Origin of the sequence: Pseudoalteromonas sp. SG45-2 (genome assembly GCF_014164115.1) — a bacterium.
Lineage (GTDB): Bacteria > Pseudomonadota > Gammaproteobacteria > Enterobacterales > Alteromonadaceae > Pseudoalteromonas > Pseudoalteromonas distincta.
Genome location: NZ_JACJEO010000010.1, coordinates 126,645 through 142,530 on the forward strand (window position 1 = coordinate 126,645; position 15,886 = coordinate 142,530).

General features: G+C 40.3%; 14 protein-coding genes and 1 pseudogene. 2 read left to right on the forward strand and 13 right to left on the reverse strand.

Features of this window, described 5'->3' with window-relative positions; translation table 11 throughout:
- Positions 1-64 precede the first annotated feature (64 nt).
- Both fliS and H5116_RS09435 read left to right on the forward strand, forming a co-directional pair.
- Positions 65-466, forward strand: a complete 402-nt coding sequence (gene fliS, locus H5116_RS09430) for a flagellar export chaperone FliS (RefSeq protein ID WP_024592736.1) — start codon at positions 65-67, stop codon at positions 464-466.
- 8 nt (positions 467-474) lie between these two features.
- Positions 475-789 (forward strand): hypothetical protein, encoded by a 315-nt coding sequence (locus tag H5116_RS09435; RefSeq protein WP_182716012.1) that lies wholly within the window; start codon positions 475-477, stop codon positions 787-789.
- A 95-nt stretch (positions 790-884) separates the two neighbouring features.
- Here H5116_RS09435 and fliD read toward each other — a convergent pair whose 3' ends face one another.
- From fliD to flgE, 13 genes and pseudogenes are all read right to left on the reverse strand, one after another.
- Positions 885-2,318 carry a flagellar filament capping protein FliD gene (fliD, locus tag H5116_RS09440; RefSeq protein WP_182716013.1) on the reverse strand — a complete coding sequence of 478 codons (1,434 nt, stop codon included), beginning with the start codon at positions 2,316-2,318 and terminating at the stop codon, positions 885-887.
- A gap of 59 nt (positions 2,319-2,377) precedes the next feature.
- Positions 2,378-2,803: a flagellar protein FlaG gene (locus H5116_RS09445; protein ID WP_182716014.1), complete on the reverse strand. Its 426-nt coding sequence runs from the start codon at positions 2,801-2,803 to the stop codon at positions 2,378-2,380.
- A gap of 154 nt (positions 2,804-2,957) precedes the next feature.
- Positions 2,958-3,446, reverse strand: coding sequence for a flagellin (locus H5116_RS20525; protein ID WP_409074701.1), 489 nt, complete (start codon positions 3,444-3,446; stop codon positions 2,958-2,960).
- An 87-nt stretch (positions 3,447-3,533) separates the two neighbouring features.
- Positions 3,534-4,436 (reverse strand): annotated as a pseudogene (locus tag H5116_RS20530) (flagellin hook IN motif-containing protein); the annotation flags it as partial.
- Between the two features lie 300 nt (positions 4,437-4,736).
- Complete coding sequence (locus H5116_RS09455; protein ID WP_182716015.1) at positions 4,737-6,224, reverse strand: flagellin; 1,488 nt, start codon at positions 6,222-6,224, stop codon at positions 4,737-4,739.
- Between the two features lie 278 nt (positions 6,225-6,502).
- Positions 6,503-7,756, reverse strand: coding sequence for a flagellar hook-associated protein FlgL (gene flgL, locus H5116_RS09460; RefSeq protein ID WP_182716016.1), 1,254 nt, complete (start codon positions 7,754-7,756; stop codon positions 6,503-6,505).
- A 2-nt stretch (positions 7,757-7,758) separates the two neighbouring features.
- Positions 7,759-9,762, reverse strand: a complete 2,004-nt coding sequence (flgK, locus tag H5116_RS09465) for a flagellar hook-associated protein FlgK (RefSeq protein ID WP_182716017.1) — start codon at positions 9,760-9,762, stop codon at positions 7,759-7,761.
- Between the two features lies 1 nt (position 9,763).
- The gene (flgJ, locus tag H5116_RS09470) at positions 9,764-10,780 is read right to left on the reverse strand and encodes a flagellar assembly peptidoglycan hydrolase FlgJ (RefSeq protein WP_182712644.1); all 1,017 of its coding nucleotides are present in this window, start codon (positions 10,778-10,780) and stop codon (positions 9,764-9,766) included.
- Between the two features lie 166 nt (positions 10,781-10,946).
- On the reverse strand, positions 10,947-12,041 hold the full coding sequence (locus tag H5116_RS09475) for a flagellar basal body P-ring protein FlgI (protein ID WP_182693935.1): 1,095 nt from the start codon (positions 12,039-12,041) through the stop codon (positions 10,947-10,949).
- A gap of 11 nt (positions 12,042-12,052) precedes the next feature.
- Positions 12,053-12,736: a flagellar basal body L-ring protein FlgH gene (flgH, locus tag H5116_RS09480; protein WP_002959418.1), complete on the reverse strand. Its 684-nt coding sequence runs from the start codon at positions 12,734-12,736 to the stop codon at positions 12,053-12,055.
- A 16-nt stretch (positions 12,737-12,752) separates the two neighbouring features.
- The gene (gene flgG, locus H5116_RS09485; protein ID WP_002959420.1) at positions 12,753-13,541 is read right to left on the reverse strand and encodes a flagellar basal-body rod protein FlgG; all 789 of its coding nucleotides are present in this window, start codon (positions 13,539-13,541) and stop codon (positions 12,753-12,755) included.
- A gap of 21 nt (positions 13,542-13,562) precedes the next feature.
- Positions 13,563-14,306, reverse strand: coding sequence for a flagellar basal body rod protein FlgF (locus H5116_RS09490; RefSeq protein ID WP_024589964.1), 744 nt, complete (start codon positions 14,304-14,306; stop codon positions 13,563-13,565).
- Between the two features lie 157 nt (positions 14,307-14,463).
- The gene (gene flgE, locus H5116_RS09495; RefSeq protein ID WP_182695488.1) at positions 14,464-15,834 is read right to left on the reverse strand and encodes a flagellar hook protein FlgE; all 1,371 of its coding nucleotides are present in this window, start codon (positions 15,832-15,834) and stop codon (positions 14,464-14,466) included.
- Between the last annotated feature and the right edge of the window lie 52 nt (positions 15,835-15,886).

Below are 15,886 nucleotides of genomic sequence, written 5' to 3' on the forward strand. Positions count from 1 at the left end.
TTTTATATAAGTTTTTATATTAGCTTTCACATAATTTTATTGTTTTAAATTTTAGGATCTTCCCATGGCTCATGTCTCAGTAAAAAAATACGGTCAAGTTCGTGCTAGCAGCATTGCCGAAATGGCCCCTTACGAACAAATAAACCTTATATTCAGTAATATCATCGGTCGCTTAGCAGCAACTAAAGGGTTTATTGAGCGCAAAGAAATACAAAAAAAAGGTGAAAATATTTCGGCCTGTGTTTTATTATTTGGTGCACTGCAAGACGCACTTAATTTAGAAGTAGAGCAAGACCCTAGTATTTCTAACAATTTATTGGCACTTTACGATTACTGCCAACGCCGTTTAACGCAAGCGAACATAAACAACGATATTGAAGCAATTGTGGAAGTATCAAGTATTGTTAAAGAAATTAAAGAAGGCTGGGATAACATTCCACTAGATCAACGAAGCCCTGCGGTTTAATTTCAATTATGGACTCGCCAACATCTTCAGAGCAACTAACAAACTACTCTGAGCTCATACAAACGTTGCTTAGTAATATTGAAGTGTTAGTAAATGATAATAACGCAGACGAAGCTCGGCCTCTTTTAGACACTTTAAATGTTGAACTAAAGCAATGGTGCGAAAGCAGCGACGGCCCAAGCGCAAAGCAATTAGAATTAATTCAGCTTAGTATAAATACCATTTTAGTAAAAGCGAATAGTGCAAAAAACGAGTCATCTAAAGCTATTATTAAACATAAAAAATCAGGTAAGGCGATTAAAGCTTATAAAGCAAGTCGCTAAAATCTACTTAAATAGAAAACACAAAAAAACCGTTTTAAATAACGGTTTTTTGTGCTTTCTTAATTTAGTTATTAATTTAATATCATAGTTATGTACTAGGAGTTATCTCTTACTACGCCTGGCATATTCTCTAATTGAGCTTGAACATAACTGCTGGTGTTATTAAGGCTCGCCACTAATAAATCCATCGCATTATATTGAGCATATAAGCGAGACGATAGCGACTCCATTTTACTGGCAAGGTCCAAGCGCTGATCATCTAAATCGTCTAGCTGATTTGTTTTACTATCAATTCGGTTTTGGATAATGCCGTCAGAATCTGTATAAAAGCTCATTAGCTCATCAAAAGACTGTGCGAAGCCATCATCGTCATTACCTACAAAAAACTGCTGCACTAAATTTACATCTGCGTCTATTTGCTCATCGAGTGTTTCTGTATTTAGCGTTAAAACACCGTAGCGATCTGTTTCTACACCTAGCCGCGAAAGTGATAACGAGTTACCGTCACCTAAATCAACTGATTCAGTTATTTCACTACGAAGCTTTGACATAACGCCTCGAAGTAGTGAATCTCCAGCCATGACTCCTGCACCCGCTTCACTTGAGGCTCCTAAATTATTGCTCAGCTCTAACAATTCATTGTAACTAGCAATAAACCCATTTAAACCTGTTTTAATATTAGTGTTGTTTTCGGTAACCGATATATCACTTAAGTCGTCGTCAGTGGCATGCAACTTTTTAGCAGTAATATCCACGCCATCAATCACGTTACTAAATTCATTAGTATTGCTTGATACTGTCAACGTGCCATCAATGGTTATTTGTGCATTTTGTGCAGCATTTACTTCAGTCAGGTTAGTTGTATGATTAGCAGGGTCTGCGTCTGATACATCATAAGCCAATCGAGATAACCCGCCTGTATCAGTATTATTACCGTCATCGTCTTGTACGGTAATTGTTATTGCGTTGTCTTCGCCAGTTTCTTTACTTGTAAGTACTAAATGCTGACCGGTATCACTGGTTATTATAGTTGCAACAACAGAATCATTACTATCACTGCCAGTAAAAGGGCCGTTATTAATTTGGTCTCGTAAATCTTCTAACGTATTTGTAGCCGATAAAACAGTAGAGAAACTATTTGCACCAGAGCCAATTGTAATTACGCCAGCACCAATTGCCTCGTCAGCGGCAAATGCAGGGGAAGATAACTTATGAGCCTGTGCTAATGCGTCTACTTTTACATTGTAGCTGCCTGGCTGAGCATCTTTATCTGAGCTAATAGATATAAAATCATCATTGCCAGATGCAGTTCGCTTTTGGTAGTTATCACTATCGCCCAATGCTTCCATTGAGGTTTGTACTTTTTCAAGTGCAGATTTTAATGCCCCAACAGCTGAAATATCCGTAGTTAATTTACTTTCAGTAGTATTTAAGCGAGATTCAGCAGGTGCTTGTTCAGCATTAACGAGTGCATCAACAATATCCGAAACTGCTAACCCAGAACCTAACCCTGTAAACGAAATAGCCATGCTTCACCTCTTGAATACTTAAAAATAAACTAACTTAAAATAGCAATATTAACCACTTACTAAACTGTTTGGTCGATCAAAATACCGGCAGATTCAGACAGTTTAGAAACTAGGCTTAATACTTCCTCAGAAGGATATTGTTTAATTACTTCGCCGCTGTTTTTATCGAGCACTTTAATGACATCACGTCCTGAATCTTCATCAACTTTAAATTGTAAGCTGCGATTCATTTCACCCATAAAGTCCTGCAATTGTTGCGCCATTTGTTCTAGCTGTTCGCGCTCTAACGGCTGATCTTTTTCATCTTGATTGTTATTTTTGTATTGGTTTTGCTGTAATTTTTGTTGATTGAGCACTTCCGTTTGCTTTACATCATCAACCGCTCGCTCAGTTAAAGAGTGAGCAGCTTGTCCTACTTGCTTATCATCACCAGCAATGGGAGTCGGTAATGTAGTAACCTCTGCGTTTGAAGTAATTGTATTCATAACAGATTCCTATTTGTACTTAATTAAACCAACAATAGCTTAGTTTACATTCTTAAACCACAAAAGGAGGTAGCTAAAGCCACCTCCTTTTTTTAAATACTAATACTGACTTTTTGTATTAGTTAGCTAACCATTAAGCTATTACTCTAACTTATTAACCTAATAAGCTAAGTGCTGTTTGTGGTAACTGATTCGCTTGCGATAAGATTGACGTACCTGCTTGTTGCAAGATTTGGTTTTTCGTCATCTCTGCTGTTTCGGTTGCAAAATCTGTATCTTGAATACGGCTACGTGATGCTGATACGTTTTCAGAAATGTTAGCAAGGTTACTGATCGTGTGGTCAAATCGGTTTTGAATCGCACCTAAATCCGCGCGTTGGTCATCGATCTGAGCTATTGCACTATCGATAATTGCTAAAGCGTTTTGAGAGTCAGTTTGAGTAGATATGTCTAAGCTGTTTACGTCGGCAAGAGCGCCAGTCTGGGTAACTGTGGCATCATCGATTACGCTAGCATTATCAGCGCTAACAGAAAAGGCTTCAGTTGAAGTTAAGTTTAGTGCGCCACTTACAATAACTGAATCAGTTGTAGCTGCAGCACCCAAAGTTGCAGATACGCCACTCACATCCCCACTATAATCCATACCGGCAACATCTACAGTTGTAGAACCATCTGAGTGCAAGAAATCAGCTATAGCTATATCGTCACCGCTTCGGTCTGTTAATACTAAACTACCATCATCGGCGGTTGTTGCTGTCACTCCATGGTCATTAGACTTTTCATTAATTGCACTAGCAATATCATCATAACTAGCGTTTGACGATATAACTTGACCATTTAATTGAAACGAAACAGAGCCTGAAGCAAGAGTTCCTGATACATTAACTTGAGTTTTAGCATCTGCAGTTACACCTGTATCACCAGTTACTTTATTTATTGCAGCTGCGGCTTCTCCAGCTGTTGCATTCGGGTCAATTGTAACATCAACAGCAGTACCACTTTTACCGGTTATAGTATAATCACCACCTGCCACTCCGTTAACTGTAGGTGCTGCTGCTACAGCTGTAGCAGAATCAACTTGGCCAAGCCCAGCTGCTGCTGCACCACCAATTTCAGTTTGGAAAGCACCAATATCCTTTGCACCAATGCTAGATAGAGAAACATCAATCGTTTCATTGGCATTAGCGCCAACCTGGAACGACTTTGTACCAAAGCTTCCATCTAACAATTGTTGCCCACCGAAAGAAGTGGTATCAGAGATACGTGTTAATTCGGTTTGAAGTGCTGAAACTTCTTTTTGAAGTGCTGCTCTATCAGTATCTGAATTAGAACCGTTAGCTGACTGTAGAGCAAGTTCACGCATACGCTGTAAAATACTTGTAGACTCGCTCATTGCACCTTCAGCTGTTTGTGCCATTGAGATACCGTCGTTAGCGTTACGTTGAGCTACTGCTAAACCATTTACTTGTGATGTTAAACGGTTTGAAATTTGTAGGCCTGCCGCATCATCTTTAGCACTATTGATGCGCATACCAGATGACAAACGTTCCATCGATGTAGCTAAATCAGAACCTGATTGAGATAGGTTACGTTGAGCGTTTAGTGAAGATACATTTGTATTTACTGAAATCATAATAAAACTCCTGATTACTTTCGTAATGTGACTGTTTAGATTTAACCAAGAGCTGTCACAATTGCATGTTCAAGCTCTGTACTGGTTAAGTTAACGGCAGGAGAAAATTTATCTTTAGCGTTATTTTGATTTATTTTTAAAGTTATTTACAAAGTAAACTTAAGCACCTAATTTTAAACGAAATAATAACCCCCTAAAAAAATTTTCATTCACATACAGCGTGCTATTTTTCGTCAATAAACTATAAAGCACACCTAAAAGGTGTGCTTTATATTAGCAATTTACGAATACTGTTCGTTACTAGCCACCTAACAAGCTAATTGCAGCCTGTGGTATCTGATTTGCTTGAGACAAAATTGTTGTACCAGCTTGTTGTAATATCTGATTCTTTGTCATTTGCGCTGTTTCTGTTGCAAAGTCGGTATCTTGGATTCGACTACGTGAAGCTGAAACATTCTCACTTATATTGGCTAGATTAGTAATTGTATGACTAAACCTATTTTGAATAGCACCTAAATCAGCCCGTTGATCGTCAATCATAGCGATTGCTGAATCGATTACATCTATAGCTAGCTGTGAATCATCCTGCGTTGAGACGTCTATACTATTTACATCTTCTAAAGAAGATGATTGTGCGGTGTTAGCTGCAAGGGCAATACTAGCGTTATCATTATTGATGGAGAATGATTCTGTAGAAGAAAGCTTCAATGAACCGCTTACAGTCATTGAGTCTGTACCAACAGCAGCTCCTAAAGTAGCTGAAACGCTACTTACAGTCCCATCATAATCCATTCCAGCAACAGCAACAGTGGTTGTACCACCATCTGAGTGAAGGAAGTCCTCAATAGCAATATCACCACCACTACGATCTGTTAAGATTAGGCTCCCATCATCAGCAGTTGTTGCAGTAACGCCATGATCATTTGACTTTTCATTTACTGCACTAGCAATGTCATCGTAATTGGCATTAGATGATATGACCTGACCATTTACTTTAAAAGAAACAGAACCTGTAGCAAGAGTCCCTGATATATTGACTTGGGTCTTTGCATCCGCAGTAACACCGGTCTCTCCAGATACTTTATTTATTGCTGCTGCAGCTTCCTTAGCTGTATCATTAGCGTTAACAGTTACATCTATAGCAACCCCACTTTTACCTGTAATACTATAATCACCACCTGTTACACCATTATCTACAGGAGCTGTACCCGCCGCAGTCGCAGATTGAACCTGACCAAGGCCAGCAGCCACAGCGCTGTTAACATTTGTCTGATATGCACCTATTTCATCAGCCCTGACACTTGATAACGACATGCTTATTGTTTCATTTGCGTTAGCACCAACCTGAAAAAGTTTAGTGCCATAACTACCATCAAGTAACTGTTGGCCACCGAATGATGTTGTTTCTGCTATTCTTGTGAGCTCAGTTTGTAGTGCTGAAACTTCTTTCTGAAGCGCAGCTCTATCCGTATCTGAGTTAGAACCATTAGCTGATTGAAGCGCTAACTCACGCATACGCTGTAAAATACTTGTGGATTCTTGCATCGCACCTTCAGCTGTCTGCGCCATTGAAATACCATCATTAGCATTTCGCTGAGCAACGGCTAGGCCATTAATTTGTGACGTCAATCTGTTTGAAATTTGTAGACCTGCGGCATCATCTTTTGCGCTATTGATACGCATACCTGATGATAAACGCTCCATCGAAGTTGCTAAGCCTTCGCCAGATTTAGTTAAGTTACGTTGTGCGTTCAGTGACGACACATTAGTATTTACTGTTAATGCCATTTTACCATCTCCTAGGTTTAAACAGAGTGTGGTTCAACACGATTTAACAGGAACCACTGTTCGATAATTTCTTGCAATAAGAAAAGCATTTACTGTGCCAACTTTAATTTATTTTTAAGTACCTGTTTTTAAATGCAAATTAATGAATTCTTGGGGGTTGTAAATAATTAGTGAAGTTATTTAGAAGGGAGTGACATTTTTTTGCCGCGATTTTGTAGCTAGTTTTTGCCGCAAAGTATTGCCGCTTTAAAGTAGGTAAAGCGGCAAGGTATTTCTGCTTATAAGTAATCGAATAATGAAAGGTTAGTTAAACGGCCAAAAGTAGCTTGCGATGCTTGCAGTGCCGTTTCTTGTTTGGTTAGTTCGCTAATAGCTTCTGCCATATCAACTTCAACTAAGTTAGAGCGATTACTTTTATTTTGAATATCGAGTGCTAAGTTTGAATCACTTACTCTTTCAAGTGCATTCATACGCCCACCTAAACTTGCTTGGGTAAACACGACTTGCTCACTGGCGTTTTGTAATTGCACTAAGCCATCAGCAAGTACTTGCTGAAAGTCATCACCTTCAAGTGTGCCATCGTTAAGGCCGGTAATAAGTGCTTGTAGTGTATTGAGTACGTTTTCTTTGCCTGGTTTTTCAAGGCTAAAATCGAGTTGGCCTGGTGCAGTGCCTTCAAATTCAATTTTCATACCTGCAAAATCGATAGGCTCATCAGTAACTTCACCTGTTACTGCGGGGGTTAATGCTGCGCCGTCTCGGTATATTTCGTAGGTTTGTGGATCTGTTGCTGTAACACCTGGGCTTACTAATACACTATATGTATTTGCAGTTGCTAGAGCTGTTGGGTCTGCGTTGTAATTTGCTTGATGAAACTTATCAAACTCAGCTTGGCCGTCAACATATACACTTGCCGCTGTAATAGAGCCTGAAACACTTGCCGTGTTAGATTCTACATTTAATCGCGCGTTAGTTTTTTCAAACGTATCAAAGCCGTTATCACTTGCCTTAATTGATACCCCTTCAGCTATAGTTATCTGGTGCTGGCCCTGGTCGCCATTATAGGTGTACTCACCCGCTGCAGAATCAAACTGATACGGCTGCGTGCTGTCTTGATATCCTGAAAATATGAATTTTCCGTCTTCTGATCGGGTGTTCATTAAGTTAGCTAGCGTTTGTTGAATGCCACTAAGTTCTGATGCAAACGTCTTTAAATCATCTTTAGTGTACGCACCATTACCAGCTTGAATAGTGAGTTCTTGCGCTTGTTGAATATTACTATTTATGCTTTGTAATACGCTTTCTTCTGTTTCTAGGCGGCCATTTAGCTGATTGATATTTTTAGTGTATTGCTCATTAGTTTGTATTTTATTTGAATACAGCATAGCTTGCGAAATAGCAGCTGGTGCTTCTGAGGTGGTTAAATACTTTTCACCTGTTGTTACTCGCTCTTGAGCATTTGCAACACCTTGTTGGTTGTCGAGTATTTTATTTATGTTGTTTTGGTACATTAAATTATTTGATAAACGCATAATTACCTCGCCGCATTTAATAAGGTGTCAAAAATTTCTTGAGCTGCTGCTAAAACTTGTGCTGATGCTGAATATGATTGTTGAAAACGCAGTAAATTTGCGGCCTCTTCATCAAGGTTTACACCCGATAACGACTCGTACCATGCCTCAGATTGCTGTGCTAGAGCATCAAATGCAGCCCCACTTGTGATTGCTTGGCCAGTTATAACACCTATATCACTCACTAATCCTGAATAAGCTTGGTTGAACGTTTTATGGTTGTCGGCCGTTGCTGTTGTTTCTACATTTAAACGGACTAACTCACCATTTTGTAAATCAGCTAATTTTAAACCATTACGGTTATCGTCAAAGCCGCCTTCGTTAAACTCAAGTGTAAAGGTATCGCCTGTTGCTGGTGTACCTTCTATATCAAAATCGTATCCGTAGGTATCAAATGGAGCACCCGCTTGCGATAACATTCCTTTTGCAGGAGGCGTAATAGTAAAAGTGCTCGTTCCGCTATTATCTGTAATTTGATATTCGTTAGCATTACCTGTTTTAACAAGCGTTATTTCACCGTTTGTTAAGCTTGGTGTTGAAGTAAATCCACCGGAGGTAACACTTGTTACTTCTCCCGCTGAAATAGTAGCGGTACCTATATTATTTAAATCGTTAGCAGTACGGATTGGCGATGCTAGTGCTAAATCTTCTGCGCGCCCTGTTGCAAGTGTAATACTTGAAGCAGCATCTGAATTAAGCTTTATTTGAAATTGATCCCCCTCAACACCAGCCCCAGATACATTTACTTGAAGACCAAATGATTCGCCTGAGGTTATAGTCGATGAATCAATAACACCTGACGATATATCAGCAAGTGAAGGCTGCCCCAGCGGATCGCCTTTGTTATCTATAGGCTGAATACTTACTTCGTTGGCATTGCCTGTATAGGTAATAATAAAGTCACTGGCAGGAAGTTCACTGCCCTTACCTGGCTCTACCGTTGCAGTCATACCAGCAGTGCCCGTGTTAGCTTGATACGCATATGCGCCAACGGTAGGTATATTAAAAATATTACCCCCTAGCTGACCTGTTGCATCCATACCCAATTTGTTTTGTTCGTTAAATGCATCAGCAATAGCTAAGCCCATTTGACCAATTTGGTTTTGCGCAGGGACTAATATGTCATCTCTAAAAGCAAGTAAACCGCCAATTTTGCCTTTAAGCTTGCTTACATCAACTTCAAGCGGCACAGCTTTGCCACCATTAACGTCAAGCGTGAATTCTTTAAAGTTAGGATCAGGATCCCCTGTCATCGAAAATAAGTTAAATGCGCCATTTTGCATAACAACCGCTTCGCCTGTGCCCATAAAAACGAGTTTTTCGCCATTTGGACCATCAAGCGTTTCTATGTCTATTAGCTCTGACAAGTCGCGTATTGCTTTATCGCGTTCGTTATAGGTAGAGCTGGCATCTGCGGCGTTATTAGTGCCATTAACTGCTGCAATATTTTGATTTAGCGTACTAATACTTTGAATGAGTGAGTTTGCTTCATCTGAAAATATTTCGAGCTGCTCGTTTACTATACTTTTTTGATCAAGCACGATGCCCGAAAGCCTATCCATTTGATCAATTAAACTTTGCGCATCTGTCATTACTAATGAGCGAGCAACAGTAGACGAAGGCTGATTTAACGCCTCTTGCACGTTATTAAATAAAGAGTTAATACCAGTCGAAAGGTTGTTCGACTCTTCAGAGAAAATAGTATCAACCCGATTAGCCTCAGTAATAAACTGATCGAAAAACGATTTATTAGAGGTGTCACGATTTAGCTGTGACTGAGCAAACTCGTTTAATAATCGGTATGTTTCGCCTCGCCCCACTTGGTTATCAACCATAGTGGTAAACTCTGTACGCTCACGCACATAGCCTTCGGTATTTACATTGGCGATATTTTTACTTGTCGTTTGCAGTAGCTCCGAGCTTGCTCTAACCCCAGAACTGGCAATGTTCAATAAATTAAACGACATGTTACTCTACTCCTTGGCGGATCACGTTTGCCGCAATGTCTTTTAGCTGACTGCTATTGAGCACTTTTTTTATTTTGCTGGCATAATTTGGATCGGTTGCATAACCTGCTTTTTGTAATGAATCTAAAAAGTCGTTTGGTTTAGCTGTATTTTGTAATGCTTCTTTGTAGCGTGGGTTTTGCGTTAAAAAATCAACGAAGTCGTTCACGCTGTCTTTAATTGAATCGTAGGCTCTAAAGCTGGCTTGTTTTTTAACGGGTGTACCTTGCTCAAACTCAAGCGTTATTTTGCTTGCTTTATCACCTTCCCAGCTTTTATCTGACTTAATATTAAACAAGTTATTTGAGCTGCCACCGTCACTTTTATTAATAATGTGTTTACCCCAACCGGTTTCAAGTGCCGCTTGTGCAACCATTACCGCAGGATTTAAACCAATTTTTTGCGCTGCCGTTTTAGCGTGTTCCCACACTGAACTTACAAACTCTTCTGCATTTTTAAATGTTGGGCTATCGGTTTTAGACTCTGCAGTATCGACTTTAGGCTCAGCAATATCGGCTTTAGTACTCTTAACGATAAGATCGGGTTGCTTATTTTTTTGCTCATGAGGAAGAGCGGAACCGACTTGCGTATCGCTAAAAATATCGTTGGTTGTTCTAAGCACCGAGCCTGGCATAAAGTTTTTAGACTCAGGCGATAACTGCTGAACTATTAGATCGGCAAGGCCTAACGAGCCATTTGATGAAAGCTCTGTTGAAAGTTGCTGATCGTGCATTTCTTCAAAAAACTTTACGCCACTTGAATTAAATGGGCTGTCTTTGTCTTCAAATGCTTCGTTAGCTTTACGCATTCCTTTGAGCAACATTTGCGTAAAAATAGCTTCAAATTGTGCGGCCGCTTTTTTGAGCGCAGCTTTAGAGGCATCAGTTGATGCATCGCCACTCGTTAAGGCTTCTTTACGAAGTGAATCTAAGTTGCCTAAATCAAAAAAGTTTTGTTTATCGAGGTGATTAGTTTCCATCGGCTTTTTGACACAAAATGAATAATACAGTTAAAAATGCAAAAATTGAGCCACTACAGATAAAACAAGGAAGATAAAAATAATAAACTTAAGTTGCTGTAAATAAAAAGCCCTAATTTCAAAAATATAGGGCTTAAGTAATACGTTATTTATTGGCTTGAGTTATTTATATAACAACGAGCTGTCCGTTAATTGCGCCGGCTTCTTTTAGTGCTTCTAAAATAGCCATTAAGTCGCCAGGCGCTGCGCCTACTTCGTTAATTGCGCGAACTAAATCGTCAAGGCTTACACCTGGATTAAATACAAAGGCGCGCGAGTCATCTTGATTTACATCAATAATGCTCTGCTGCGTGACAACAGTATCACCGTTTGCTAGCGGGTTTGGTTGTGACACATTTTGTTGTTCTGCAATTGTTACTGTTAAGCCACCGTGAGTTATAGCGGCAGGCTGAAGCTTAACGTTTTTACCAATTACAATTGTACCTGTGCGCGAGTTAACTATAATTTTAGCGGCCATATCAGCTGGCTTAAATTCTAAGTTTTCGAGTGTTGATAAGTACGATACACGCTGGGATGCATCGCGTGGAGCTATAACACGAATAGAAACAGAATCAATTGCCTGTGCGCTATTTGGGCCAACTAAGTCATTAATTGTTTTTTCTAGGCGTTTTGCCGTTGTAAAGTCTGGGCGGTTTAAATTAAAAGTAATGTAATCGCCTTGCATAAATGGGCTTTCCACGGCGCGCTCAACTGTAGCGCCATTTGGTATACGACCAACTGTAGGGGTGTTAATTACAACTCTACTACCATCAAGGCCTTGTGCGCCTAAGCCACCGACAATTAAACTACCTTGTGCAATTGCGTACACGTTACCGTCTACACCCTTTAAAAAAGTTTGTAGTAAAGTACCGCCACGTAAGCTGCCTGCACTACCAATAGAAGAAACCGTAATATCGATTGCTTGCCCAGGCTTTCTAAATGCAGGTAGTTCTGCATGCACCGCCACAGCGGCAACATTTTTAATTTTAGGGCTTTGAGTTGAGGGTAGCGTAATACCAAAGCTGTTCAACATGCCTCTAAAACTTTGTTGTGTGTATGAGTTTTGCTCGCCAGTGCCCGGTAAACCAACCACTAAGCCATAACCGACTAATTGGTTAGAGCGTACGCCTTCAACCATAGACACATCTTTTATGCGCTCAGCACTGGCAGTAAACTGCCAACCTAATAACACAACTAAACATAAAGCTTTAAGGCTATTCATGTTGTTACCCTCTAAAATGGAAACAGCGAACTGCTAAAGAAACGTGTAAGCCAACCAGGACTTTGCGCCTCTTGCGTTTGCCCTTTACCTGAGTATTGAATACGTGCATTAGCAATACGATTTGATTCAACCGTATTATCGGCGCTTACGTCTTGAGGGCGTACTAGCCCTTCTAAACGAATAAACTCTTCGCCGGTATTAAGCGTTAGCCATTTTTCGCCGCGTATAACTAAATTACCGTTAGGTAAAACGCGCATTACATTAACCGAAATATCGCCCACTAAGCTGTTTGACTGGTTTGATTTTGAATCACCCGTAAACGACGAATCACTACCAATACCAAACTGGATACTATCGCCACCTATATTTACAGGTAGACCACCTAAGCCAATCACTGGGTCTAAGCTTGCGTCAGTTTCTTTGTCTGTTTCTGTTTTAGCGGCTTTTGTTGCTTGAGTAGACTCTTGCAATTTAACCGTAATTATATCGCCAGTACGTAGCGCTTTTTTATCGGAATATAAGTCGTTTGATGTATGAGTATTAAACAATGAACCTGTGGCTACCAGCGGCTCTAAAATGGGCTCGGGGTACATAGGTGCGTAGTAAGGGTCGTCCTGCACTACCTCACTATTTTGCGTAGACATACAGCCACTTAAAAATAATGTGCCCGCTGCAAATAAAATAATATTACGCATAATTCCCCCTATTCTATTAAAGCTGTTGATTGATATAACTCATCATTTCGTCAACGGCCGAAATTACTTTTGAGTTCATTTCGTAAATACGCTGAGTTTCTATTAGATTTACCAGCTCTTCAGTCACATTTACGTTAGATGTTTCGAGTGAGCCTTGAATAATACTACCTAACCCTTCAACACCAGGATTACCTTGTACAGGCGCACCACTTACAGCCGTTTCGGTATAAAGGTTTTGACCAATTGGCTCAAGACCCGATGGATTAATAAAATCACTAATAGTCAGCTGACCAATTACAACGTTATCGGCTTGGCCTGCAACACGTACAGATACTTCGCCGTCTTGCGAAACCGTAATTGATTGCGCGTCATCTGGTACATTCATTTCTGGCTGAATAACGTAACCTGCGCCCGATGTTACAATTCGTCCATCGCCATCGGTAGTAAACTGACCATTGCGCGAGTAAGCAATATTGCCATCTGGTTGCAGTACTTCAAAAAAACCTTCGCCAGAAATCATCCAATCTAGTGAGTTTTCGGTGGTCAACATGTTGCCTTGCGTAAACTCTTTTTGGTTAGCTACAACTTTAGCACCCGCACCTAACATTAAGCCCGACGGCATTTCGGTATCTTGCGATGAACGACCACCTGGTTGATTAATATTTTGATAAAGTAAATCTTCAAATATAGCGCGGCTTTTTTTGTAACCTACGGTACTCGCATTCGCTAAATTATTTGAGATAACCGATATATCGGTTTGTTGAGCGTCTAGCCCAGTTTTACTGATCCACAATGCTGGATTCATAATCGTGTCCTCATTTTAAAGTTAAACTATGCGTAATAACTGATCTTGACGCTCGTCAATTTCTTCAGCTGTTTTCATTAATTTCACTTGTAATTCAAATTGGCGCTGGTGGCTTATCATGTCGACCATTTCGTGAACAGGGTTCACATTCGACATTTCAAGCGAACCACTTAAAACTTTTACATTGGCAGAGGTATCTACTGTTACATTTGCTTTTGGTCTAAATAAACCGTCGTTACCTTTTTCGAGCTGTGAGCTATTTGCTTCAACAACTCTAAGCGTGTCGATTTCTTCTAAAAAGTTAGCAGGAGCGCCTTGTGGTCGAACTTGAATAGCGCCATCTTGGCTAAACCCTATTTTTTCGACTGGGACGGGTAAAATAACAGGTCCCCCTTCGCCAATAACTTGACGACCATGGCTGGTTACGAGCATACCTTGAGCTGTAATGTTTAACGTACCCACTTTTGTGTAAGCTTCATTACCGGAGGCATCTTGCACAGCAAGCCATGCGTTATCGCTCATTGCGATATCTAAGTCTCGCCCGGTTTGAACAATGCCACCCGATACCATGTTTGAACCCGGACGCTCTTGCATTGAAAATACACGTGTAGGCAAACCTTCGCCAAACGCTTGCATAGAACGCGCCTGGGCAAAGTCAGCTTTAAATCCTGTTGTATTTGCATTCGCCAAATTATTGGCTTTAAGCGCAAGCCCTTGTAGGCTTTGCTTAGCGCCAGAGGCCGCAATGTAGACCATTTTGTCCATAGTATCGACTCACATAAAAAATCTCTGAACTTACAAATGCAAAATAGGTGCCAGATTAAATTTGACGCAACATTGAGAGGTATTTAGAAGGGCTTACGAAGAGGACTTATAAAAAAGGCTGCAAAAATGCAGCCTAATATATTTAATGGGGTTTAGCTTATCGAATCTGCAAAATACTTTGCTGAATAGTTGAGTTAACTTCAAGCGCACGTGAGTTTGCTTGGTAATTACGCTGTGCAGTAATTAAGTCTACAAGCTCGTTTGTAAGATTAGTATTTGATTGCTCAAGCGCTGATGAGTTAATTCCACCAAACGTACCCGAACCGGCTTCACCCGCTACAGGTTCACCTGAATCAATACTTTGCTTCCAGCTTGTATCACCCACTTGTGATAACCCTTGTGAGTTCGGAAAACGCACCATAGCCACTTGCCCTAGGAATGTTGAGTCACCGTTACTGTAAGAAGCGACAATTTTACCGTCTGTTCCTATATCAATTCCGGCTAAACGACCTACTGTTGAGCCATCTTGATCGAGTGCTTTTACTTCAAAACCACTTGAATACTGAGTTGGGATACGTCCAGCCGTGTTATTTTCATCGCGCCAGTTAAGCTCAATACCAGTACCTGGGAAAGTTGCACCATTGTCTAGTAATGTTGATAAACCAGCACCAGAACCCGCTGGTAGTAATATTTCATCAAAAGTAGTTGTATTTGTATTTGCCACACCACCTGTTGTTGATGGTAAACCACTTGAGTCAAAACCTAGGGTGGTCAGTGGTGTATAAGGTGTCGTTGTTTGTTCTCCACCAGTTGTGCCATCAACTACTTTGCCATCGAGAGTTGCATATACTTTCCAACTGTTATCTATACCACCTGCTGCGGCATCATCTTCTTTGGCAAAAAAGTATTGTAAAATGTGAGGTTCACCTAGTGAATCATATACTGTTGTTGACGTAGATGAGTTATAAGTACCACTGGATGTAGGGTCAAAATCTAGACCTGTTGGATCCGCCGTTGCATCTAAGTTAAACGACAAAAATACATTTTCGGTTGCGCGAGGTGAACCAGACGAATCAGGGATTTGAATTGGATCAGTTGTGCTCAAACTTACCGACGTTGTATCACCTGTAGATGAATCAACTGGGAATGCTTGTAAAAAGTTACCTTTTGCGTCAACCATAAAGTTATCTTGGTTAAGCTTAAATGCACCTGCACGTGTATATGTTAAATCTTGCGAAGATAAATCGTCAGTCATCGCAAAATAACCTTCACCAGTGATTGCTAAATCAAGTGAGTTATTTGTAAATTGTAGTGAGCCTTGATGAAACTGCTGCGCAACCATGGTTGTTTGCACACCGTCACCATTTTTAGTCTTACCAGAGCTAAATACTGACGATGCATAAACATCGGCAAACTCAGCGCGTGACTCTTTAAAACCTGTGGTATTAACGTTTGCAATGTTATTTGCAGTTACGTCTAAATCTTTTTGTGCGGCAGCTAAGCCAGTTAATGCAATATTGAAGCTCATAATTCACCTCTAACCTGTTAATATTTAGCCTGCTGACAGGCGAAGTATAATT